At 50.0% G+C, this 23,914-nt stretch carries 17 protein-coding genes and 1 tRNA gene; 9 read left to right on the top strand and 9 right to left on the bottom strand.

What is annotated here, in order from left to right:
• Positions 1-8: 8 nt before the first annotated feature.
• The gene (locus BUB22_RS12530) at positions 9-1,061 is read left to right on the top strand and encodes a tyrosine-type recombinase/integrase (RefSeq protein WP_073115551.1); all 1,053 of its coding nucleotides are present in this window, start codon (positions 9-11) and stop codon (positions 1,059-1,061) included.
• A 58-nt stretch (positions 1,062-1,119) separates the two neighbouring features.
• On the opposite strand, the gene BUB22_RS12525 is transcribed toward BUB22_RS12530, so the two are convergent.
• The 5 genes from BUB22_RS12525 to BUB22_RS12505 are packed head-to-tail and all read right to left on the bottom strand — an operon-like array spanning position 1,120 to position 8,929.
• Entirely contained in the window at positions 1,120-1,464 is a 345-nt protein-coding gene (locus tag BUB22_RS12525) for a hypothetical protein (RefSeq protein WP_139258989.1), read from the bottom strand.
• Between the two features lie 56 nt (positions 1,465-1,520).
• Positions 1,521-4,700, bottom strand: a complete 3,180-nt coding sequence (locus tag BUB22_RS12520; RefSeq protein ID WP_073115543.1) for a type I restriction endonuclease subunit R — start codon at positions 4,698-4,700, stop codon at positions 1,521-1,523.
• A 17-nt stretch (positions 4,701-4,717) separates the two neighbouring features.
• Complete coding sequence (locus tag BUB22_RS12515) at positions 4,718-6,673, bottom strand: restriction endonuclease subunit S (RefSeq protein WP_083535533.1); 1,956 nt, start codon at positions 6,671-6,673, stop codon at positions 4,718-4,720.
• Complete coding sequence (locus tag BUB22_RS12510; protein ID WP_073115537.1) at positions 6,660-7,376, bottom strand: GIY-YIG nuclease family protein; 717 nt, start codon at positions 7,374-7,376, stop codon at positions 6,660-6,662. Before BUB22_RS12510 ends, BUB22_RS12515 begins: the two co-directional genes overlap by 14 nt.
• A gap of 2 nt (positions 7,377-7,378) precedes the next feature.
• Positions 7,379-8,929, bottom strand: coding sequence for a type I restriction-modification system subunit M (locus tag BUB22_RS12505; protein ID WP_073115533.1), 1,551 nt, complete (start codon positions 8,927-8,929; stop codon positions 7,379-7,381).
• 793 nt (positions 8,930-9,722) lie between these two features.
• On the opposite strand from BUB22_RS12505, the gene BUB22_RS12500 reads away from it, so the two are divergent.
• Positions 9,723-10,583 (top strand): ArdC family protein, encoded by an 861-nt coding sequence (locus BUB22_RS12500; protein ID WP_073115530.1) that lies wholly within the window; start codon positions 9,723-9,725, stop codon positions 10,581-10,583.
• A gap of 930 nt (positions 10,584-11,513) precedes the next feature.
• On the opposite strand, the gene BUB22_RS12495 is transcribed toward BUB22_RS12500, so the two are convergent.
• Positions 11,514-12,548: a site-specific integrase gene (locus BUB22_RS12495; protein WP_073115527.1), complete on the bottom strand. Its 1,035-nt coding sequence runs from the start codon at positions 12,546-12,548 to the stop codon at positions 11,514-11,516.
• 122 nt (positions 12,549-12,670) lie between these two features.
• Between BUB22_RS12495 and BUB22_RS12490 the strand changes: the two genes are divergently transcribed.
• The 5 genes from BUB22_RS12490 to BUB22_RS12470 all read left to right on the top strand — a co-directional run bounded on the left by BUB22_RS12490 (position 12,671) and on the right by BUB22_RS12470 (position 17,906).
• A tRNA-Val gene (locus tag BUB22_RS12490) sits at positions 12,671-12,741 on the top strand.
• A gap of 92 nt (positions 12,742-12,833) precedes the next feature.
• A complete protein-coding gene (locus BUB22_RS12485; protein WP_073115523.1) occupies positions 12,834-14,126 on the top strand; it encodes a TolC family protein in 1,293 nt (430 codons plus the stop codon).
• 171 nt (positions 14,127-14,297) lie between these two features.
• Positions 14,298-15,830 carry a carboxypeptidase regulatory-like domain-containing protein gene (locus BUB22_RS12480; RefSeq protein ID WP_073115625.1) on the top strand — a complete coding sequence of 511 codons (1,533 nt, stop codon included), beginning with the start codon at positions 14,298-14,300 and terminating at the stop codon, positions 15,828-15,830.
• 379 nt (positions 15,831-16,209) lie between these two features.
• Positions 16,210-16,590 carry an Hsp20/alpha crystallin family protein gene (locus tag BUB22_RS12475; protein WP_072809417.1) on the top strand — a complete coding sequence of 127 codons (381 nt, stop codon included), beginning with the start codon at positions 16,210-16,212 and terminating at the stop codon, positions 16,588-16,590.
• A 425-nt stretch (positions 16,591-17,015) separates the two neighbouring features.
• Positions 17,016-17,906 (top strand): DUF58 domain-containing protein, encoded by an 891-nt coding sequence (locus BUB22_RS12470; RefSeq protein ID WP_073115520.1) that lies wholly within the window; start codon positions 17,016-17,018, stop codon positions 17,904-17,906.
• Positions 17,907-18,493: 587 nt separating this feature from the next.
• Here BUB22_RS12470 and BUB22_RS12465 read toward each other — a convergent pair.
• The gene (locus BUB22_RS12465; protein ID WP_073115517.1) at positions 18,494-20,881 is read right to left on the bottom strand and encodes an AAA family ATPase; all 2,388 of its coding nucleotides are present in this window, start codon (positions 20,879-20,881) and stop codon (positions 18,494-18,496) included.
• Between the two features lie 159 nt (positions 20,882-21,040).
• Between BUB22_RS12465 and BUB22_RS12460 the strand changes: the two genes are divergently transcribed.
• Positions 21,041-21,679: a bifunctional 4-hydroxy-2-oxoglutarate aldolase/2-dehydro-3-deoxy-phosphogluconate aldolase gene (locus BUB22_RS12460; RefSeq protein ID WP_072809422.1), complete on the top strand. Its 639-nt coding sequence runs from the start codon at positions 21,041-21,043 to the stop codon at positions 21,677-21,679.
• A 35-nt stretch (positions 21,680-21,714) separates the two neighbouring features.
• On the opposite strand, the gene BUB22_RS12455 is transcribed toward BUB22_RS12460, so the two are convergent.
• Positions 21,715-22,584, bottom strand: a complete 870-nt coding sequence (locus BUB22_RS12455) for a GGDEF domain-containing response regulator (RefSeq protein ID WP_072809425.1) — start codon at positions 22,582-22,584, stop codon at positions 21,715-21,717.
• A gap of 90 nt (positions 22,585-22,674) precedes the next feature.
• A complete protein-coding gene (locus BUB22_RS12450; RefSeq protein ID WP_073115514.1) occupies positions 22,675-23,493 on the bottom strand; it encodes a menaquinone biosynthetic enzyme MqnA/MqnD family protein in 819 nt (272 codons plus the stop codon).
• An 86-nt stretch (positions 23,494-23,579) separates the two neighbouring features.
• On the opposite strand from BUB22_RS12450, the gene BUB22_RS12445 reads away from it, so the two are divergent.
• Positions 23,580-23,870, top strand: a complete 291-nt coding sequence (locus tag BUB22_RS12445) for a hypothetical protein (RefSeq protein WP_073115511.1) — start codon at positions 23,580-23,582, stop codon at positions 23,868-23,870.
• The last annotated feature ends 44 nt before the right edge of the window (positions 23,871-23,914 follow it).

Here is a 23,914-nt window from a genome sequence, read left to right as displayed (position 1 = left end):
GCAAAACTATGAACTCGTTCTCCCAGGCAATCCAGCCCATTATTCCGAACCTCCCCTCCATCACCGAGGCCAAGGCCATCGAGATTCTTAACAGCATGCCGTCCTTTGACAATCTGTCCGAGGAAGCTAGAAACCAAATCCTTAAGATTGCCGCCGCTGACGAATACAAACGAAGCCTACAATACAAGGCCAAAATCGCAAAGTTCAATTACGAAGACATTAAGGCCACGTTTCTGAACAATACGAAATCCAGCCATACCAAAGAAGCATACTCCCTGGCTTTAAGGCGCCTCGAAATGTATCTGTCCTTCCAAGGCAAGTCCTTTGCGGAAGTAAGCACGCTGGACGCTGACAAACTGATTCAAAGCGACTTTCTGACTAAGCCCTTGATAAAGGATTCCCTTAACACATCGGCCCCAGCAAGAGCGTCTGCCTCCATTCGTAGGGATTCAAGCTGTTTGAGTGCTTTCTACGCATTCGTTCAGCGCATCAGCAACAACGAATTTGGGAATCCTTTTCGAGGAACTCGGGCAACCCCGAGATTGAAGGCTCAAAGAGAACTGTCTGTTCCCTCCAAGGAAGAAGTCGCAACAATCCTCTCCTCTAAGGAAATCCCAAAGCCATTGAGGGCTGCTATAGCAATAATGGCATATAGAGGCATTCGTGTAGGCGCCTTGCCTACATTGACCATCGACTATAACAGTTCCTTTACCGCCTTTTCTAAGGGAAAACCATACAACGGCCATTTCGATGAAAAAGAAACACTCCTTCCCCTAGCAAAGTTCCTTACGGTCTTTCAAGGGAAAAAGAAGCCTTTCTATGGGATGACGGCGCCCCAAATCAAGACGCAGGTTTCGTACTGGCTAGGAAAACTGTTCAAAGCGGGTTCAATCGCAAACAAATACTCATGCCACGATTTCAGACATTTTTTTGCAGTATCACAGTATCGTGGTGACTTCGAAAACTCCCATAAAGGGGACATATATATCCTGAAACAATTACTAAACCACAGCGGCATATCAATCACCGAGGGCTATCTGAAAACTTTAAACCTGATATAGGGTAATCTCTAAAAGGGATGGGTCGAAAAGACCCACCCCCTTTTTTGTGTATGAGCGATTAAGTAACAGTCTCTATTCGGACATCATCAATGATGTGTTTAATCATCTTCGCTTTAAAATCAAGCGTTGATTCTCGCCATAGAAGATGCAACGCCTCCCACATTTGAACTAGATTGAGCGCCTTAATATCAAGGAATGGAAGCCCAATATCATTATAGCCATAAAGGATATAAAAAGACGGGTTGTCTATTTCCTTGTCCTTCTCTTCAACGTAAACCGTTATAAGAGCTTTCTTTGTATCCAAGACGCTTACTACCCCATTTTGCTCTAACATCTTTTGAAGACGAAGCATGCGCATGCAAACGTCCAACTCATACTCAATCGTTATACTTTCAAAGTCCATAATCGCTCCACCCATATTTCACTTTTAGTTTATAGGGTGAATCTTTTTATGAACTCTTACTTATCTTTCTTGGAAGAATAAGGAACAGGCTTTTCGGCAACCATACCGTATTTGGTTGGGTTCTCTGCTTGCGGCAACTTGTAAATGTTCCTTGCCCTATCTACATTGTCAGAATCGACCGTTTCGGTTTCTTCAAAATCGCCCAAACCGAAATACTTTTCAAAGAAGTGCTGCAACTTTTCAATGACCGAGGCTTTCTTTTCAGAGCGGTTGCCACCGCCAAACCGAGACATCGGAGGGAGTATGTTGGCTATTTCCGTGCCGTTCTCGTCCAATTCGCCATCGTGGAAAGCATTGGCGACAAAAGCCCTTGTTTCGGGTTCCTTGAGCCGTTCTTCGGAAATGATTTCTACCAAGTCCTTTTCCCGTTCTTCCGAAACAAACTTTTTCCAATCCTTATCCACATCGGTCTTGGTATTGACCCGTGCGACAAAGGCTTCAATCAAGTCCTTCTTGCTTCGGAGTTCCAAGCTACTGTTGACCGCCTTGGTAATCTTCGTGAGAATGGTCTTGTCTTTGCAATGACCATCGTGGTATTGGGCAACCAAGGCGAGAATGTAATCAATGGTGATGTCAACTTGCTTGATAAGTTCCAGTTCAAACTCTACATCATCCTTGATGGATTCCTTTGTTCCATCCCTATGACCTTTCAGTTCATCGTGGATGTCAATATACATGGACTGATAGTCCTGTAAATCCCTTTCAGCGATTTCATCGTCCTTGAACTGGTCAAAGGATGTCAAGATGTTACGAAGCCGTAGAATCGCACCAAACAGGGCTACAAAGTCCTTCTTTTTCTTCTCGCCTATGATTTCCTCGCCCAATGGATAAAGGGTCTGCAATTCATCCAAGAGCTGCTGGTAGCCTGGTTGTTTCTTGCCCTTTTCATCCTTGAAACCGTTGTAGTATTCTTCAAATGTGCGAAGAATAACGATTCCACCCGCATCCTTGTCGCCAAATAAGGCGATGGCATCATCCGTCTCTTGCTGTAAAGAGCGGAAACAGACGATATTGCCGAAGGTTTTGACCGAATTAAGAATACGGTTGGTGCGTGAATAGGCTTGCAACAGTCCGTGTTGTTTAAGGTTCTTGTCCACCCATAAGGTATTCAGGGTGGTTGCGTCAAAACCAGTGAGGAACATATTGACCACTATCAGCAAGTCAATCTCCCGCTTCTTCATGCGGAGCGAAATATCCTTGTAGTAGTTCAAGAACTTGTCGCCCGATGTATCAAAGTTGGTTTTGAACATCTTGTTGTAATCGGCTATCGCCTTGTCCAAGAAGTCACGGGATGTTGCATCCAAGGCGCCTGTTTCAAAGTCTTCTTCGGTCAGAATACCGCCATTTTCCTCTTCGTTCTGAGCAAAGCTGAATATGGTCGCAATCTTCAGGGGGAACGGCTTTTCCTCAATTTGCTTCTTGAACTCGTAGTAATACTTCTTTGCCATCGGAATAGACGATGTGGCAAAGATGGAATTGAAGCCCGCAAGCCGTTTGTCCGCCAACTGATAGTAGGCATTCCGCTTGGTCTTTTGGTCAAAGTGTTCCAACACATACTTGACCACCTCTGCGATTCTCTTCGGGTCGCCAAGGGCTTCTTCAGTATCAATGGCAGAAACTTTCTTGTCCGCCACACCGTTCTTTTTCTTGACGGTATTGATGTAATCAATGCGGAACGGAAGGACATTTCCATCCTTGATGGCGTTGACTATCGTGTAATGGTGCAATCTATCGCCAAAGGCTTGCTCGGTAGTCTTCAGCAGCGGATTCTTGCTGCTCCCTGCGTTCTGCGGGAATATGGGAGTCCCCGTAAAGCCGAACAAGTGGTAGTTCTTGAAAGCCTTGGTTATCTTTTGGTGCAGTTCCCCAAAGTGGCTGCGGTGACACTCGTCAAACACAAAAACGATGTGCTTGTTGTAAATTTCGTGGGTCTTGTTCTTGGTAATGAAACAGCCGAGCTTTTGGATAGTGGTGACGATAATGCGGTAGTCCTTGAAGGCGCCCTTTGCGGTCTTATTTTCCAGCTGGTCTTGAAGAATCTTTGTGGACTTGTTGCCGTTTGCCGCCCCCTTCTCGAAGCGGTCATATTCCTTCATCGTTTGGTAGTCAAGGTCTTGGCGGTCAACCACGAATAGCACCTTGTCCACATAATCCAGCTTACTCGCCAATACAGCGGTTTTGAACGAGGTCAGCGTTTTACCCGAACCCGTTGTGTGCCAAATATAACCGCCCGCACCCACAGTGCCCATCTTCTTGTAGTTATTGGCAATGACGATGCGGTTTAAGATTTTCTCGGTAGCAGTGATTTGGTATGGGCGCATCACCAAGAGCAGTTCTTCCGATGTGAACACGCAATACTTGGTAAGGATGTTCAGTATGGTGTGCTTGGCAAAGAAGGTCTTGGTAAAGTCAACCAAGTCAAAGATGTTCTTGTTGTTGGCATCCGCCCAAAAACTCGTAAATTCGAAGCTGTTGCTCGTTTTGAGTTTGCCGCTCTTGCTAGAGCCCAGTTCCTTGATATGGGCATTACGGGTGGTATTGGAATAATACTTGGTATGCGTCCCGTTGCTGATAACAAAGATTTGGACATACTGGAACAGTCCGCACCCCGCCCAAAAGCTATCCCTTTGATAGCGGTTGATTTGGTTGAAGGCTTCACGGATGGCGACACCACGCCTTTTCAGCTCCACATGAACTAACGGCAAGCCATTGACAAGAATGGTGACATCGTATCTCGTCTTGTGTGAACCCTCTTCCTCTTCATACTGATTGAGAACTTGGAGGGAGTTATTGTGGATGTTGTCCTTGTCAATCAGCTTTATGTTCTTGGACTTCTTTTTGTCCGTTATAAGGGTCTTGACATAGTCTTCTTGGATTGTCCGAGTCTTTTCTACAATACCATCGTTTTTGTTGGCAAGGAACTCATTGAAGAACCGTTCCCATTCATTATCAGAGAACTTAAAGGCATTCAGCTTTTCTATCTGTGTGCGAAGATTGGCGATTAAATCGTCTTGGGAATGGATTTGGATGTACTCGTAGCCCTGATTAGAAAGCAAGCGGATAAACTCTTTCTCCAAGTCGGCTTCGCTCTGGTACGCAGAAGACTTGGACTTGGTCGGGGTGTATTCCGCAACCACGGTCGCTTCGTTGCTTTCGGCTATCGTAGAGTAAATCATAAACCTTTTCCCTTTAACTACGCTATCTTCTTAAAAGATAGCAGTTTGTCTCGGTAATATTCGTATTGCCTTTTGCGGGCTTCTATTTCGGCTGGCAGACCTTCGCTCAAATCGTTCACCAATGCGTCAAACTTGTCTAGGACAGCCACAATCCGCTCTTGTTCGGCAAGGGATGGGAGCGGGATTTTGATGTCACTCAACTTGTCTGGAGTCACTTCTATCACCTTTGTTCCATGGGCGAGCTTTCGTTTTTGTTCAAAGAACATTGATGTATGGAAGTAATAGGTCAAGAACTTTGCGTTTTGATTATGATGGATGATGGCAGAGTGTCCACTTACCGCTATAGGTTCATTGCCTACCCAGGCAACACACTTACAGACATCTTCCACATTTTCACTCGTTACAGCCATTACGATGTCGTTTGGCTGTGCGAACTTCTGTTTCTGAGCGACTTCGTTGCTAATGCTGGATATGGTCTTGTCGGCATACAGTCCGTAGCGTGTATAAATCTGCCCATAATGGATGCAGGGGACTCCGCTTTCGGCAAAGTCCTTCTTCTGAAAATTTCCGCCACGACTTATTGTTGCCACTTCACCTAGCATAACTTCTACATAACCATAAATATACTGATAGAGACTAATTATTGCTTGCTTGCTTGCTTGCTTGCTTGCTTGCTTAGCAAGAACCGTGCCAATCGGCTCGAAACTCAACAACAAATCACGGTAGTATTCGTATTGCTTTTTTCGGGCATCAATCTCCGCTGGCAAGCCAATTTGAAGGTCAGAACAAATGGAATCAAAGTTGTCTAGCACCTTGACAATGCGGTTTTGGATTTCAATAGGCGGAACGGGGATTTTCAATTCAGAAATTGCTGGAACACTTGAATGCACAACTTTGCTTTTTACCTTACCTTTGCCCTTCTGTTTGATTGCGTCAGTAGTGGACAAAGCATAGGAAAGGTATTTTGGATTCTGCTTGTGCTTCAATACAACAATATCGCCACCCGCTAGACATTTCTCGTTCCCGACATAGGCTGTCGATTTTGCAATGTCTTCAATGCTTTCGCCCGTAATGGCAAACAGAATATCCCCATGTTCAAAGTATTTTGGACTTGCGATATTAGCAAGATTCGTATGGGAGATACATTTGTCAAAATGTATTCCATAAGATGTATAGATTTCTCCATACCTCACACAAGGAATACCGCTTGTAGTGACTTGCTCTCTTGTTATTCCAGAGCCACGATATATGTCTGTAGCAATCTCGCCCAAGGTCATCCACCTTACAGATTCGGGGTTCGCAAAAGTTAGCCCCCCCCTAACATTATTGAAGGACAGCAACTGGTCTCGGTAATACTCATACTGCTTCTTACGTGCTGTAAGCTCTGCTGTAAGCTCTGCTGTAAGCTCTGCTGTAAGCTCTGTAAACTTATCTAATATATTCGCTATTTCTCTTTGAATTTCAAGTGGAGGAATAGGAATTTGCACCTTTTTCATTCGTTCTTTTGAAACATTAAATCTTGTTACACCGCTAGCAGTCTTTATAAGTTGCTTGCGAAGTTCATTCGAACGGAAAAGGTATTTTGTAAATTCAGGTTCAAAAAGCTCTTTATCAAAAAATCGGAAGCCAAACGAGAAACTGTTAAGGTAAAGCTTTTCATTTGTTTTATCGCATAGAACAGAAGACATCCCACATTCATCAGGCGTTTCGGATGAACCAGTAAATAGAACATCTCCGTATTCTATTGTGTGTTGCTTTTCTCCATCCGAAATTTTCACCTTTTCATCAGTATCTAAGTTTAGTTTAAGATTGGAATACACATTCATATAGGTGATGAATTTTGCATTTCCATCTTTGAAATCTTCTTTCGATTTACCTGTAAGCCCACCGTAAAAATCACCCAGTTCTCCAAGAGTCTTGACTTCTACACCATTGGGGCAGAGTTTCTTTATCATCTCATCAATTTTGCTCATCATCTGCCTCGTTCGCTGTTTGCCGCTGTGCGGCCATATAGTCAGCCTTAATATCCTTTAGTAGCTTACCATCAAAAGTGAAATAAGCAGGGCCTTGATACCCCTTCCACCTTTTACCAGTTCGTTCTACCATTAGATTTTCGCTTAACTTGCTAAGAGAAATCTTTTCTCCTTTATATTCAACATTACCATCAGCAAGGGTTTTGACCTGGATTGTATCATCATATTTGAATTTAAGAGTGCTTCCGAGAGGAATGCCGCATTTCTCAAAATCAAACCGCTTACTTGCTTTGGAAACAGTCTTGTCATCGTTAGATGTTGATGAGGCATCCTCTATCATTTCATCAGTAGTCCACTTTTCGTTTTTCCAAAGACGCTTTTCTGTTCCACTAATAGTTGCAATGTCTTCGAGAATAGCCCAGGCCTTTTCAGGCGACATTTCAAAAAACTCTCTTTTGCGTTCGTGCCCTTTTACCACATCGGAAACACGCAATTCATCGTCAAGTCTTTCAATGAGCTTATGCAGTATTTTGTCGGCATTTTCGCCTGCAGTCTCATAAGTCCCATAAAGACGAAACGCCTTAGGAGTCCAAGTGGAGGAATTGGCGTCATTGAGCCTTTTTTGTGGGTCTGTCGCACTTCCAATCTTGACATATTTGGAAAATGACGGATTTGTAAAAATGTAGATGAAGTTTTTTACCATTTTTACCTCCTCAAGTCGGCGATGATTTTGTCAATAGCCTTACGCAATTCGTTTTCCCGCTTGACAATATCTTCGATGTCTTTGTTGAGCTGGTCAATATCGACCTTTTCACGGGTGTCCTTCTGCTCCACATAGGTCGAAACAGAAAGATTGAAGTCCTGTTCGGCAACTTCGTCAATGGAGACCAGCTTCGCTTCGTATTTCTTGTTCTTGCGTTCCACCAAGCGATTGATGATATTCTCGATATTCTCGTCCGAGAGCTTGTTGGCGTTCGTAACCTTGACACATTCCTTGCTTGCATCTACAAACAGAATCTTGTTATCCTTCTTGGATTTCTTCAAGACCATAATGCAAGTGGCTATGCTCGTGCCGAAGAACAAATTGTCAGGCATCTGAATGATGGCATCCACATAGTTGTTATCTACGAGGTATTGCCTAATCTTCTTTTCCGAACCACCACGATACATAATGCCAGGGAAACACACCACTGCAGCCGTTCCGTCCGTAGAAAGCCACGAAAGAATGTGCATCACAAAAGCCAAGTCCGCCTTGGATTTCGGAGCAAGAACACCAGCTGGGGCAAATCGTGGGTCATTGATTAACAGCGGGTTGTCATCCCCGTCCCACTTGATTGAATACGGAGGATTTGACACGATTCCGTCAAACGGTTCATCGTCCCAATGCTGCGGGTCAGTAAGGGTATCTCCATGAGCAATGCTGAACTTGTTGTAGTTCACATCATGCAGGAACATATTGATTCTTGCAAGGTTGTAGGTGGTCAAGTTCTTCTCTTGGCCGAAGAAACCCTTACGCACACCGTCCTTACCAAGCACCTTACGGAACTTCAACAGCAATGAAGCGGAACCCACAGCGGGGTCATAAGCCTTGTTCAAATACTTCTTACCGATGGTGATAATGCGAACCAACAGTTCAGATACTTCTTGAGGAGTGAAGAACTCGCCACCGCTCTTGCCCGCATTACTCGCATACATGGCCATCAAATATTCGTAGGCATCACCAAAGGCATCAATCGTATTGTCCTTGTAATCGCCCAACTTCATATCAGCTATGCCGTGCATCAGTTTACGGAGCATCTTGCACTTGTCAGCAACCGTCTTGCCCAACTTGGTGGAGTTCACATCAAAGTCATCAAACAATCCGTCAAGGTCAGGTTCAGAGGGTGTTCCCTTCGCAGAAGCTTCAATCCCCTTGAAGACACTTTCCAAGGTTTCGTTCAGGTTCTCGTCCTTGTCCGCCTTGTCCAAAACATTGCAGAATAGTTGACTCGGCAAGATAAAGAAACCCTTTTCTTTCACCAAATCATCCTTGGCTTGCTTCGCTTCCTTGTCGGAAAGCTTCGCATAGTCAAAGCCCTTGGCTTCCGTGGCATTGATGTAGTTGGTTATATTCTCGGAGATGTAACGGTAGAAGAGCATCCCAAGCACATACTGCTTGAAATCCCAGCCATCAACCGCCCCACGCATTTCATCGGCAAGCGCCCAAATCGCACGGTGGAGTTCGTTCCGTTCCAACTCTTTTTTGTTGTCAGCCATAAAGTATATCCTTGAAACAGCCAAAAGTTTTTGGCTTTCTTAACAGTTAAAACTTAATTAAAGTTTGCCCCAAAGAAGAGCTTGACTTTAGCCACACCTCGCAATTTTAAAGGGCATAGAGCCAATTTCGCTCCACAGGGGCAACCTAGATAGGCGGAAACCCTGAAGATAGCCGAATCAGGCGCCCCCCCCCCCTAAAAAATTTTTCAGCCCCCCCCCTATATCAGATTTTTTTCGGAATCGAGTGTTCAAGTAGTTAGTTAATTTCAAATTTTTAGGACAAACTTTACATTCTGTTTTTGCCCCCCCCCTCCCTCAATAAAGTCCCCACTCCCAATAGGAATTTGGATTCCCCCCTGGGGCTTATACTTTTTTAGTTCAACTCCCCTATACACCCCTTAAGGGCGCCTCCCCAAAAAACACCCCCTTGCCTTGCTTTGCATAGGCTTTATTTGTCCTTGCCTTGCTTTGCATTGGCCTCGCCTTATTTTGCCCTCCTTGGCCTTGTTTTGGCGGCCTTTTGGGGCGACCACGATACCCCCCCCATATTACGAAACGTCAAAGAAGAGGTCTCTGACATCCCCCCCTATATCAAGAAGAGGCTACCACCCTATATGGTTTTGGTAGAGGCGCTGAGATACAGCACAAACAACACTCCAACAAAAAAAGGACGGCAACATGGCAATGACAAAGCAACAGCGGATTAAGGCAATTATAACAGCTCATAAAATGGGGCTTGTGAACATATACGCAACCAAAACAACCACAACTAAAAACAAAAAGGGGTAAGACCATGAACAGCATTTACGAACAGGTCACCAACGCAATCATAAACCAGCTTGAACAAGGTATTGTCCCTTGGTGTAAGCCTTGGGTCTGCAACGGTCAGATTCTCAGCTATGCTACTGGCAAACAGTATAGCCTGCTTAACAGGATGTTATTGACTGAGCCTGGGGAGTACGCTAGTTTCCTAGAAGTTCAAAAGGCTGGAGGGCGCATCCGTAAGGGCGCCAAAGCAAGTAGAATCTACTTCTGCAAACCCCTTGTCAAGGAGTTTGAGATAGAGAAAGATGGCGTTATTACGAAGGAGGAAAAAATAACTTTCATTTTCAAGGCTTATTGCGTTTTCCACATCAGCAGCTGCACCGATTTGAAGCCCCGCTGGCAAAAGGAACCTAAAAAAGAATCCGAAAACAAGATAGACGAAAATGCCGAAAGAATTGTTCAAAATTACATTGGAAGAGAAAACATCAATATCACCCATAAAGCGGAAGACATTGCTTTTTTCTCACCCAGTAGAAACATGGTTCAATTACCGCCCATCAACATGTTCAAGTCTAGCAATTCCTATTACGAAACCCTTTTCCACGAACTAGGGCATAGCACAGGAACTCCAAACAGGCTCAATCGATTCACAGATGCTCCTGAGCCGTTCGGAAGTGCTTCTTATTCTAAGGAAGAACTTGTGGCGGAAATGGTTGCGTCATTCGCACTTGCTCAACTAGGGCTGGACACAAAAACAACACATAACAGTAACGCTGCATACATCAAGAACTGGCTTGAGCATATAAGGGGAAATGCTCAGCTAGTCATAAATGCGGCAAGCAAAGCTGAAAAGGCTGCGAACTTCATCATGGGTGTTAAAACCGAGTAAAAAATGAAAAGGAAGGCAATGCCTTCCTTTTTTCCCCTTTTTTATCCCTTTTTTATCAGTTCTTTTCACTTGTTAATCTCTTTGTGGGAATCGATTACCTACGTAGGCGAGGGGTTTAGAGGGTTTCGGAGACAGAAATGCCCTTGTTAGGGGCATTTCTGACGTGGGAACTGATACCTAGTGAGTCGGGTAATCGGGAACGTCAACGTCAATGCGGCTGGTTGCTACACCACTAATCAAGGCTTGCGAAGCGGCTATCCTGTACTCCGATTTCATCCTTGAAGGCCAACAGCGGGCAAACAGAATCCATCAACTAAGAAGCTAATGAAATCTGCATATCTTTTAGTTTAATTCGTTTTTATACTGTATCAGCAGACACCAGACAAACCTCTCTTGGCATCACGACCTTGAACGTTCTTTGAGCAACTGCACCTACACCTGATTTGGCCTAGGATTCCGAGCAAGGTATTTTTATGAAAGCGTTAAAACTGATGTTAGGAACTGGTGTTAAGAACTGGTGTTAGGAACGGTGTTAGGAACTGGTGTTAATAGCTGTGTTAAGTTCTGAGTTAATAACCGTGTTAGAATCGTATTGTCATCATCTACTATATGTTTATAACATCAACCAATTGCGAAAAAATCCAATCGAATGACTTATACTACTATTATATATTTTTAAAAAGCTACTCTGACATTGAACTATAAAAAAAATGCAAAACACGCTTATCAGGGCGAACAGCATCAACAACAAGCCCTTTATAGACAGCAAAGGCATAAATCTATACCTAATAAAAACTCTAAGACGCCCTGAAAACGTGCCGCAAAGGGTAAGAACCCCCTTATATAAGGGGAGTCCACCTTGCATTGATAGATTCACTTAATTAGGTATATGGAGGACGTGACACTTGCTACCAACTAGCGAGCGAGCCTCTACGCTATTACGGGGACACTTTCTACAGCTTTCTTTTTCTCTCCCAACGCACAATTCACATACAGTAGGGTCGTGTTGAGGCGTGAATGTCCCAGCAACTGGGAAACGGTGTAGATATTTGCCGAGTATTCCATTGTAATTGTAGCAAAGGTTCTACGAGCCGTATGGAACGTAACCCTTTTTCTGATTAGAGCGTCTTTCGCCCATCGTTTCAGAATCCTGTTTAGGTGCCCCGATTGTTTGGGCAAAGAAGGAAAGACCAAGGATTCCCCTGTTTTCTTAGGGGGGAGAAACCTTAAAGCATTTGGTGTTAGGGGGATAACTATGGGCTTTTTCGTCTTTTGCATAACGACTTCAAGAACTCCGTCATGTATATCGGCAAACTTTAACCGCCGAACATCACAAATCCTTAACCCCGTGAAGCAAGAGAACAAGAAAGCACAGGAAACATCGCTTCGGTATAGTGGAGTCCTGATGAGCTTTTTGACCTCATCCAAGGTCAGCGCACAGCCATTTTCTCGTTGAGCTGCGGGCATTAGACCGCTAAAGTCAATGGGGCGGGATATAAGACCATCGGCAAAAGCCCGATGCATCAGGGTCTTTATGTAAGCGCAACGGGAATTTATCGTATTGGCCGAATTTTTACGCAATTTTAAGAATTGTACATAGCGTTGCATCCATTGACGGTTCACATCACGCAATTTAACATCCTTGCAAAACTCGATGATTGTTTTGACCGTTTTTTCTCGACTTCTTATGGTCTCCTCTGCGAAACCATTATTATAAAGTCGAGCGTATTGGACGAGGGTGGTTTCATCATCGACAAATATCCCACCCCTCAGGGAATCGGCTATTTCTTGCCGTAGCCGTTCAATTTTAGCCATCACCGCATTATTATGGGTTTTATCCCCATTTATCCAGTGAAGTTTGGTGTATTTGCGAACTCTTTTACCCTCAACTTGGTAATCGAGGTATAGTGCGTATACTCCTTTTGTTTTTAAGGCTTTTTTTCTCAAATGAATGGTTTCCAACATGGCGAACCTCGAGGTGACAAAAAAGGTGACAAACAGCCCGTTTACAACAAACGGATTGCGGCTTTTTTGTCATCATTTCTGTCTTTACCGATACCATTTTGGCCTTTTTGTTCAAATTTAAAGGTTAGCTCAGTTGGTTTAGAGCGCTGCTTTCACACGGCAGAGGTCACTGGTTCAAATCCAGTACCGTCCACTCAAGGAAGGCCCGTACACGCGGGCCTTTTTTGTTATCTTATACGCTCAAGAAAACTGCAACCTGCGCACGAGGTCGGGCATCTAAAAGGCATGAACAACAGAAAGGCTATAATTCTCGCGGCCCTCATGACGGCAGCCCTCGCCCAGGCAGACACCTGGACTCTCGAAGCGTGCCTCAAGCAGGCCAAGGAAAAGAGCCTCTCGCTCGAATCCGCGAAACTCCGCGAACAGCAGGCCGAAATCAACATCAAGCAGGCGAGCGTCAGCAACCGCCCCACCGTTTCGGCAAGCATACAGAACACGCTCTATGACCACCCGTTCGTCCACGACGAGGACCACTACCGCCTGAACCTCGGCATTTCGGGCTCGTACACGCTATGGGACGGCGGGGTGAGCGGCGCCACCGTCGAAGTGAACCAGCTCAAGAAGCAGTCCGCCGCACTCGCCACAAAGCAGACCGAACGCAGTATCCAGGAGGGCGTGCTGAACGCCTACATGAGCCTGCTCGCCGCACAGGAAAACCTCCGCACGGCAGACGCCTCCGTAGAACTCTCGCAGGCGGAATTCGAGCACTACGGCAAGCTTTTCGAGGCGGGCTCCATCACCAAGAAGGACCTCACGCAGAGCCAGTCCAACGTGCTGCAGAAGCAGGTGGCGCAACTCTCGGCGCAACTTGCGGTAAGTACCGCGAAGACAACGCTCCGGCAGCTGCTGGAACTAAGCGACGACGCCGAGTTCGATATTTCCGCACCGGAATCTGCAATCGCCTCCCCCGATTCTCTCGAACCGCTACCCGCGCTCGCCGACCTCAAGAAGGCGGTCAGGGAGCAGCACCCGGGCCTCAAGTCCGACAGCGTCTCGGTCCGCGCGGCAAAGAAGAACACCGAGGTCGCGGGCAAGGGCAGTTCCATCACGGTGACGCTCGGCGCGAACTCCAGCACGGGCCTCCAGGCTTGGGAGTCGGGCGCATACGGCGACCAGCTCAAGTACGGCTGGCAGAACTCCGTATCGCTCGGCATAAACATCCCCATATACGACGGCGGTTCCACGAACAACAAGGTGCTTCTCGCGCAGGTAAGCGAGAGCGAGGCCGGCCTCAGCATGCAGGAGACCGCCAAGAACCTCGAGAACAACATCGAGAAGCTCTACCTGAACGCGGTGAGCGCCGACATGCAGTGGAAGGCGGCAATACTCCAGGTGGAAGCCGAGAACGAAGCGCTCCTGGTGGCCGAGGAACAGCGGAACGCTGGCGCCCTCACCTACACCGACTACCTCACCCAGAAGAACAACCTCGAGAAGGCGCAGGTGACGCTCGTGAACGCGAAGTACACGAGCCTGCTCGCCCGCAAGGTGCTCGACCTGTACCAGGGCAAGCTGGACTAAGGCGCGGGCGACCGCCAGGGCTCGCGGACAACCACCGCGCACCGTTCATAAAACTTTACATTACGTGGATAAATTGTCCATGAACTTCTCGTTTGCGCGAAGCGAAAAACGCCCCTATTAGAATAAATTTCTTAGTGGCGTAATGGGATAACCAAAAAAGGAGTGTTGAAGATGAAAAATCTTCTGGTTATTGGAGTGTCCCTCGCGGTATCGACCGCATTCGCATATACCGTAAGCGGCAAGGTCACCGACGAAAGCAACATGCCCATCAAGGGGGCCCAGGTCACGCTGGTCAAGGAAAACAAGAACACAACAACGGACAACAAGGGCGAATTCACCATTCACGAGGACGAAGAAACTATCGGGCTGAAGGGAGCCGCGGTGCACAACCCAGGTTTCATCAGCATCAATTCGGGCATCCTCTCGTATTCGCAGAACGGGAGCAGCCCGGTGCAGGTGCGCATTTTCGACCCGCTCGGCAACAAGATTTTCAGCCAGACGCTCTACGGTTCGGGCCAGGTGGACCTTTCCTCCGGCGTGAAGGCCAAGGGCACCTACTTCGCGCAGGTCTCCATGGGTAGCGCGAAGGAAACCATCCGCTTCAACGCGAGCGGCACCTACACCAACTCTTTCGATAGCGAAGGGCGCGCACTCCTCAAGGAAGTCCAGCAGGGCGAAGCGCTCCAGTTCGTCGCCGACGGGTTCGACACTCTCTCCATCCCGCTCAGCACGCTCGACACTACGGTAGACGTGAAACTCACGAAGACCACCCCGGCCGAAGAACAGTTTGCATTCGGCTATGCATTGGGTAACGAACCGCGTCCGAGCAAGGGTTGCGGAAAGAACTCCACGCTGCAGTCGACTGGCTCCGTCGAAAACGGCAAGAAGTACAACCTGAATGTCGGCGGCAAGAACCGCACGTTCTTCATCACCTTGCCAAAGAACTACGACAACACCAAGCCGCACAAGCTCCTCATCGCAAACCACTGCATGGGTTCCAAGGCCGAAGATTTCGTGCACCACAACCCGGACTACGACCACCCGACTCCGTACTACGGCCAGCAAGTGCTCGACAAGAACGGTGACTACATCTTCGTCGCTCCGCAGGGTAACGACAACGGTACTTGGAACGGCAAGGAAGACCACCAGTTCGTTGACGAAATGATTACCGCGATGTTCGACAACTACTGCGTTGACACCACCCGTGTGTTCGCCACAGGATTTAGCTTCGGCGCCATGTTCACGAACTCCCTCGCTCAGGACTTGCAAGAAAGACTCCGCGCTGTAGCCGTCTACGCAACTGCAGACTACAACATTTGGCTCCCGTCTGCAGGAACAGGTCGTTATGACGCCAAGAACTTGCCGATTGCCTGGATGGGCGTACACGGCAAGAGAGACGGCGTGTGCAACTACGACCGCGCAAAGACCAGCGCCCTCCCGAGAATCCTCAAGCGTAACGGCAAGGCCGACGCCAATGGCAACTTCACCGATGCCAGCAGCGAAAAGCCGCAAGAATTCAACGGCACAGCAGGCCACCTCTGCTATGACTTCACGACTGTCGACCCGCGCTTCCCGGTCAAGTGGTGCAGTTGGAACGGCGAACACCAGTGGACAGCACATGACGGCCCCAACACGGGTACCGGACAGGGCTGGCAGAACACTTGGGTTCCTGAAGAAGTCCACAAGTTCTTCGAGCAGTTCTAAAGAGTTACCTCCATAACCAACCCAGAACGGCTCCCGCAAGGGGGCCGTTCACTTTTTACATGCCGATTCCGGATTGTCGCGGGAAGGGAATGCCATTTCTAGATTATCGCGGGAAGGGAATGCCGCGGGCATTTTAAAATGAAATGTAGAGTGTTTCGGGTGCGAAACGGCGCGTGCGGCTTTTTGAAACGGCGGGGAGCGGTTTTGGCACATTTTTGGCACGGCGCCGGCATAAAATTGCCGATTTTCGCTAAAAAACGGCAATTTTGATTTTCACGACGCGCTGGCTCCCATTTTGGCACGAAGTTCGCTTATAGGGGAGTGAACAAGAAACAAAGGGTTCCCGCAAAACGGGCCCGCAACCAAAAGAGGTAAAATTATGATCAACGCACAGATTCTCCCGACCGCATTCTATGGCATCCAGAACTTCCTTGACAACCTCAACGCTGAAGCCGCCAAGGGCGAATGCACCTACACGCCGAAGGCCGACTACTACGAAACCGAAAACGGCTTCGCACTTGAAGTCGAGCTCCCGGGCGTCAAGAAGGAAGACATGAACATCCAGGTCGAAAAGAACATCATCACCGTCAAAGCGACGCGTGTCCGCAGCAAGGACGAGAAGTTCACCTTCGAACGCAGCTTCCGCTTGGCCGACGACATCGACACCGAGAACATCAAGGTATCGCTCGAGAACGGCATCTTGAAATTCGACTTGTCAAAGAAGGCACAGGCCGCAGCCCGCAAGCTGACCATCGGCTAATCGATTAAAAGTGTACTCCATTCATCGATCTCCTTAGGGGACTCCCGGTTTACGCCGGGAGTTCTTTTTTTGCGTACATTTTGCCGCCGTTGCGGGTAATTTTGCCGACAAAAGCAGACCAAATGCAGATTTTTCGCCCTTTGGGTCTGCTCAATTTCAGACAAATTCACAAAATCCATGTCAAAAAGTGTCTTTTCAACGCGTTTTCAGGGAAATTGCAGAAATTTTTCAGTGCAAAAGGGCTTTTGGGTACACTTTTGTTACATATAAATTAAAATTAAGCAGACCAAATGCTCATCCGGAGACCGTTTGGTCTGTCTTTTTCGCAAAACTGCTCTCTGAAACACCCGAAAATTGCACTTTTGCACCCGTTTTTTGTATATTGAAAGCCGTAAGGCCCGCAGGGGGCCGCAGAGATTTGCAAAATGCTAGATAAAGAAGTTCTAAAGACCGTCAGCCGCATCGAACTCAGCGTTCGCGGCACGCTCGACACCGTGATGACCGGCGCCTACCACAGTTCGTTCAAGGGGAACGGCATGGAGTTCAGCGAGGTCCGCGAGTACATGCCGGGCGACGACGTGCGCACCATCGACTGGAACGTGACGGCGCGTACCGGCACGCCTTACGTGAAGAAGTTTATCGAAGAGCGCGAGATGACCATGCTTTTGATGGTCGACGCCTCCAGCAGTTCGGAGTTCGGTTCCGGCAAGCAGATGAAGGGAGAGGTCATGGCGACCCTCACGGCGTTGCTTGCCTTTGCCGCCATCAAGAACAACGACAAGGTGGGGCTTTTAATTTATACGGACCAGGTTGAACTGTTTATCCCGCCGGAGAAGGGCCGCAAGCACGTGCTGCGGCTGATTCGTGAAATCCTTTATTTTAAGCCGCAGCACCACGGCACGAACACGCAGGTGGCGCTGGAGTATGCCGGCAAGATTCTGAACCGCCGTGCCGTGGTCGTGGTGATGAGCGACTTCCTGGACGAAGGTTTCGAGAACGCGTTCAAGATTTTGCGCAAGCGCCACGACGTGCTTGCGGTATCGGTGGTGGACCCGCGCGAAATGGAACTGCCTCCCGCGGGACTCGTGGAACTCGAGGACCCCGAAACCGGGGAGACGCTCCTTATCGATACCGGAGATGCGGCTTTCCGCGAGGCGTTCGCCCGCGAGGCAAAGCGCCAGGGCAAGGCAACCAAGGAACTATTCCAGCGCATGTCGATTGACTTCGTGCGCATCGAGACGCACGACGACTTCAAGGAAACCGTTGCCCCGCTCATCGAGCACTTCCGCCGCCGCGCGAAAGCCGCGAGAATGTAGTTACTAGGGAGGGGCTGGCTCGGCCGTCCCTCCCTAAGACCCTCCCGACACGCACGAACCAGCCCATTCATATTTAAAACGCACGTCTGCTGGTTCGAGCATGCGCGCCTCCCGGCGCTTTGCAACTAGGGAGAGGCTGGCACAATTTTGGCGGAGGTGCCCGACATGCCCGTAGCCAACATACCAAAGCATATCAAAGCAGCACTAATGCCGGTACAAACAAAAATCCGTGCAGGCTTTCGCCCGCACGGACCCTTGCCACAACACGAATTACAATTATGGCGGGCTTCGCCCTTCCTAAAAATTTCCTGCAGTTTAAAGGAAACCCGCAGGGACTAACAGTCACAAGGGTTTCCTCCCGCAATAAACTAATGTTTATTCAACATCTAGCGCGAATGGGTCGCCACGGGACACTGGAACGAAGTGATCGTGTGAGCCAAAAGCGACACGTATTAACGGGTCGCGATGGCGAGAGCGAGTGAGAAGCCGGAGAGAATTCACCGGAGATAACGAACGAGCGGTCGCATTGGAGCGTGCCCGACATGCACGTAGCCAACAAATCTACAAAGCCTTCCAAGCCGGTATATCTAAAACCCCATGGTCCGGCCGGCGTGCGAATCCTTCGCACTCAACTCCTTGCGGAGTTCCGCCTCGATGCGGTCTGCCGTACGCGCGCTTTCGGGCAGGTAGCGCAGGCGTCCGTTCACCGCATTGAAATCGCCCGGCGTGAGCATCGGCATACGCATCACCGCCGCAGGGCACTCCACCTTCGGGAAGAACACGTTCCAGATGTGGTTCACGCCCTCGGGCTTCAGGTAGCCAAACCCAAGCTTGAGCGCAAACCTGCGACGGCTCGCCGTATCGAGCGACCCCTCGAAGTTTGTCGCCGCAATGAAAAGCCCCTTGAAGTTCTCCATGCGGGTGAGAATCTCGTTCACCTTCGATACCTCGTGCCCCTGCATGGCGCCGGAGCGGTCGCGCAAAAAGCTGTCCGCCTCGTCGAAGAACAGGATGGACTTCGTGCGTTCCGCCTCCTCGAACGCGGCGGCAATGTTCGCCTCCGTCTGGCCCACGAACATCCCGAGCAAATCGCTGGCACGGCGTACCACCAGGTTGCGCCCTAGGGTACGCGCGATATGGCGCACGAACTCCGTCTTGCCCGTACCCGGAGGGCCGTAAAGCAGGATGTTGAGGGAACTGGGCGCGGAACTCTCGTCGAGACCCTTCCACACGGAATCGTAGTTCCGGACCACCTCGAGAATCTCGTCAGCAGAGCCTTCCATGTTTAGCCCCTCCAGGGAGTACGCCGGAGCGCGACAGTCCACGTCACGGAGAGAACCGTTCTCGATTTCAAGAAGGTGCGTATGCGCGTTCAGGAGCCGCGCCATCGTCGGGTAGGCCTTCACGTCGGCGCCATCCGCAAGGAGGTCGCGGGTAGAGCGCACCGCAAGCGTATAGCCACCCGCCATCGCAGGGAATTCCACCACCAGGCGCATCTTCTCTTCGGGCGTGAGCAGGTCCTGCGCATCTTGTGCCTCGAGCACCGATTCGAGCATGTTGAGCCGCTCGTCCTTCGCAAGCCCCTTGAACGCAATCGAGAAGTCGAAACGGCGGCGCGAGCTCTTCTCGGTAAAGCTGATGGAGTTGGTAATCCAGATAATCGGCGCCTTCACGGATTCAAAGAAACTGTTAAGGCTCCCCTTCTCGAAGCCGTTCAGCACCAGGTCCGCCTCGTCAATCATGATAATCCCGTGTTCCTTTTCGCACTGCCAGTCGGCAAGCATCGCGGCACGTATACGGTAGAGCATCAGGCTCTGCGAGCGGCTCTCGAAACGGCGCCCGACCTCGACAATGTTATCGGCATCAATGCTCACTTCCCAAAGCGGCAGCCCCGATTCCTTCGCGAGCGCCTTCGCAAGTTCGGTCTTGCCCGCGCCTTCCACGCCGTAGAACAGGATATTCAGCGGACGGTTCCAGCTATGGTGCCTGATTAGGTCGAGCGCGAGGTTCGCGTCCGGGTTATGCTCCTGCAACTGACGGAACGGAATAGTCCCGGGGGCAGCACGGCGAAACGCCTTCAATCCCGTGGTATCGCCACAACCGTTCAGGTACGTCCTGAGCTCATACGGGATGCTCAATTCCTCGTTACAGAGGCCCAGTTTGCGCAACGAGCTCTCCTTCCCGAGAAGCCCCGAAACCTGGCTCTCGGAAACCCCCGTCGCAATCGCGACCTCCTTTACGGTATTCGGGCTTATCTCCGGGGCGCCGAAACCGCGCTGGGACTCGAACATGCCGCAGTCACGGTCTACCTGCATATCGTCGCTACAGCGGAGCCACATGTAGAGCACGAACTCAAGTTCCGCATCCGTCAGGCGGTAGACTTCCTTTACCTTCTGCGTGCGCTTGTAAACGCTATCGCTGTCATTTACGCCTTCGCGAAACTTCTGCAGCGCGAACTCCTTGAACCTCTTGCGGACAGCGCCCGTGAATGCACTGTAGAGATGCGGAGCCATCGAGCCGTCACCCACCTCCGCAAACGCATCCAGAAGGTTATCGACGGCACGTTCACGGCAACCGAGCTGAGATTCCTTCCTATAGCGGCAAATCTGGCGCAACAGCCTCGTATTGCAGTACTTGCCATTCAGCACAAAGTCCTCGTCGCGGAAGTCGTCCTCGAAATCGACCGGAATATCGTCGTCATCGGGGGCATTGCACAGCTTCTTGCGCTTCGGCTTCGGAGTAACAAAGGAGCCAAAGATGCTGAGGATGTCGTAGACCACGGAAAGGCGGGTATCCAGGTCCATCAGGCGGAAAAGGGTTTCCTTGTTCATGCACTCGGGATGACGGTCCAGAATGCGGACCCAGTATTCAAGGATTTTGAGTCCCGCGAAATCGAAACGGGACTTCTTCGGCCTGTCCGTGGCACTCTTCTTGAGGCTTGCGTAGACGTTTTTGAAATAATCAATCTTTGCCATAGGTTTCCTTTTACAAATTCCGAACAATATCTTCTATATCCCTATCGAGTTATGCCGGATAAATGTCAAATGTTTTTTTATAAAAAAAATCACCCGTGGCACGGGCCTCATTTTTGTTATGTTTTTTACCGGAAAAGTTCAAAACAGCGGAGGCCAGCCATGAATCTTATCGAATTCCTGAAAGACATGCCCGTTATAGGCATACTGCGCGACATTCCCCGCGGCGAAGAAGAAGCCTGCGTCAAGACGGCGGCAAGCTGCGGGCTCAAGGCCATCGAGGTCACCATGAACACGGATGGCGCCGAAGGCATCATCAAGGATCTGAAGGCAGCCGCCCGCCCGTACGGCATTTCCGTGGGCGCGGGTACGGTCCGTACCGGAGGCGACCTCGAACGGGCACTCAATACCGGAGCGGAATTCATAGTCACGCCGAATACGAGAAACGACATCATCCGGCTTTCGTGCACGGCCGGGGTCCCGATTATCCCGGGGGCACTCACCCCGACCGAAGTCCAGAAGGCGCACGACCTGGGCGCAACCGCCGTGAAGGTATTCCCCGTCAACTGCGTGGGAGGCCCCGAATACATCAAGGCACTGCGCGGGCCCTTCCGCGACATAAAGCTCATGGCATGCGGCGGCGTGAACGCAGAGAACGTTGGCGACTACTTCCGCGCAGGGAGCAACATCGTCTCGTTCGGCGGGAGCATCTTCAACGCAGGCCTCATGCGCGAAAAGAAATGGGACGAAATCGGGAAGAAACTCACCGTACTTCTCGATGCCGTCAAGGCCGTAATTTAAGGGAAAATTCTACCTGCGGGTGCAAGGCACGCTCGCTACCTGCGGGCGTCGCGCATTTTCTGCTTGTTCATGTACATCGTGGCGTCGGCGCTGTGGAGCATCTCGTCCGTGTCCTTGTAGCCCTCGCTCGAATGCGCGATACCGTAGGCGAACGAAACCGTCCGCTCGATGATAGTCACCGCCTTCACCGCCTCGAGCATGCGCTCGGCACAGATGAACGCGCCGCGCTTGTCGGTATCGGGGCAAATCACCATGAACTCGTCACCGCCCATGCGGAACAGCAGGTCGGATTCGCGCAACAGCTTCTTCACCGCGCTCACTACCGCACGCAGCAGCAGGTCGCCCGCCTGGTGGCCGTAACTGTCGTTAATTTGTTTCAAACCGTTCAGGTCAAAGTAAATCAGGGCAAACTGCGTGCCGTACCGCGCACTGCGGGCAAACCACTCGCGCAGGGAATACATGGCATGGCGGCGGTTGTACGCGCCGGTCAGGTCGTCGGTCAGGGAAATGTCCCTCAGGTACCGGAGCGTGCGGGCCAGCCGTATATGCACGTTCACGCGGGCCAAAAGAATATCGGGTACCGCCGTCTTGCTCACGAAATCGGACGCTCCGGCATGGAACCCCTTCGTGATGCTGTCGTAATCTTCCCTGTTCGTGAGGAACACTACCGGGAGGTCGTCGAGCGCGAACTTCTGGCGTATGCGCAGGCATACCTCGTAACCGTTCAGGTCCGGCATGTTTATGTCCAAGAGAACCAGGTCGACACGTTCCGTATCGAGGAAATCCAGCGCCTCCTTGCCCGAACTGCACGTCACGACGCTGTAACCCACCTGCGACAGCATCTCGTTCACCTGCTGCTGCACCTCGGCGCTGTCATCGACCACGAGAATCTTTTCTTCGACCATAGACGGTACTCCTTTCGACCTAATCTATATTCTTAGATACCGCAGTGTCAATGCCCAGCAACATTCCAACATGGAACATATATGGGAACATTACAGGAATTCTAGAGCGGGGGCGCTTTCCACGAGGCCTATGCGGCAGGAAAGTTCCAGAAAAAGCGACAGCGACCGCTTGCGTTCATCGGTAAAGCGGTAGTCGAGCGCGCGGTAGTAATCCTCGAGAACGGCCCGCGGCAAGTCCACCGGATAGCGAGAAAGCCAGCGGTCGAGCGAGCCCTTCACGTCGGCACGGAAAGCGAGAATGCTCTGTTCCGTCTGCTGCAGGTAACTGTCGAGCACGGGGCGGAGCGGGGCCTGCAGGGCACTTTTCGAAATGATCCAGGCCCCGAACACGAACGGGAGCCCCTGCCATTCCTGCCAGAGCGCGCCCAGGTCGTAACTGTATGCGAAACGCCCGCGCTCGTTCTCCTCGAGGGCGAGGTCACCGATGAGCAGGCAGGCATCGTCACTCTCTTCGGCGGCAAGGCCACCCACGTACTCGGGCCTAATCCCGTAGCGCATCTCGAACAGAATCCGGAGGAGCGCCACCGAGGTACGGCTCTGCGAGGTAACGCGCACGCGACGGCCCGCAAGCGACTCTATCGGGTAGCGGGAAAACAGCTTGACCGAGCGCACCTCGAACGAGCACGACGTGCAGAACACGGGCGAGAGCACGAACGCGCCGGGCTTGAGCGCAAACGTAATCGAGGATGCGGGAGAAAGGTGGATGGAACCGTCCATGAGGCCCGCACTCTGCACGCTCGGCGGGCTATCGACAAACTCCACATCGCACAATTCGCTTTCACGCCCCAGGAAGGCATGAAAAAACGGCGCACACACCAAAAAAGGAATTCTCCCTACACGTAATGCCATGTAAAAAAATTAACTTTTGCCCGTAGCATTTGGTAGGCTACAAAAAGAAAACAACCGCAAATAAAAGACTATCGACTAAAACTGCAATGGGCGTATTTCACGTTAAGAAAACATCTGTAGGCGAAGACCAGAAAAGCCTCGTATTCAAGGGCAAGATTCTCGAAGGCCCCATCAGCAAGGGCATGACCATCGAGATTCCCGTAACACAGGGAACCGTAGTCCCGATGAAGATATACGACGTAGTCCAGTTCGACAAGCAGAAGGACGAAGACAAGAAAATCGGCCTCGTCGTGGATTTTTACAACCTTCCGGACGATATGGAAGTCATCATGGGCCTCAATATCGCGAACGAAGACCTGAATATCGTTAACACGTAGAACTTGTACAAAGCAAGCGCGGCCAATCCAGGCCACGAACAAAA

The sequence above is a fragment of the Fibrobacter sp. UWCM genome (assembly GCF_900129735.1).
Taxonomy (GTDB): Bacteria; Fibrobacterota; Fibrobacteria; order Fibrobacterales; family Fibrobacteraceae; genus Fibrobacter.
The sequence above is the reverse complement of the archived record's forward strand: the minus strand, read 5'-3'. Positions and strand labels throughout refer to the sequence as shown.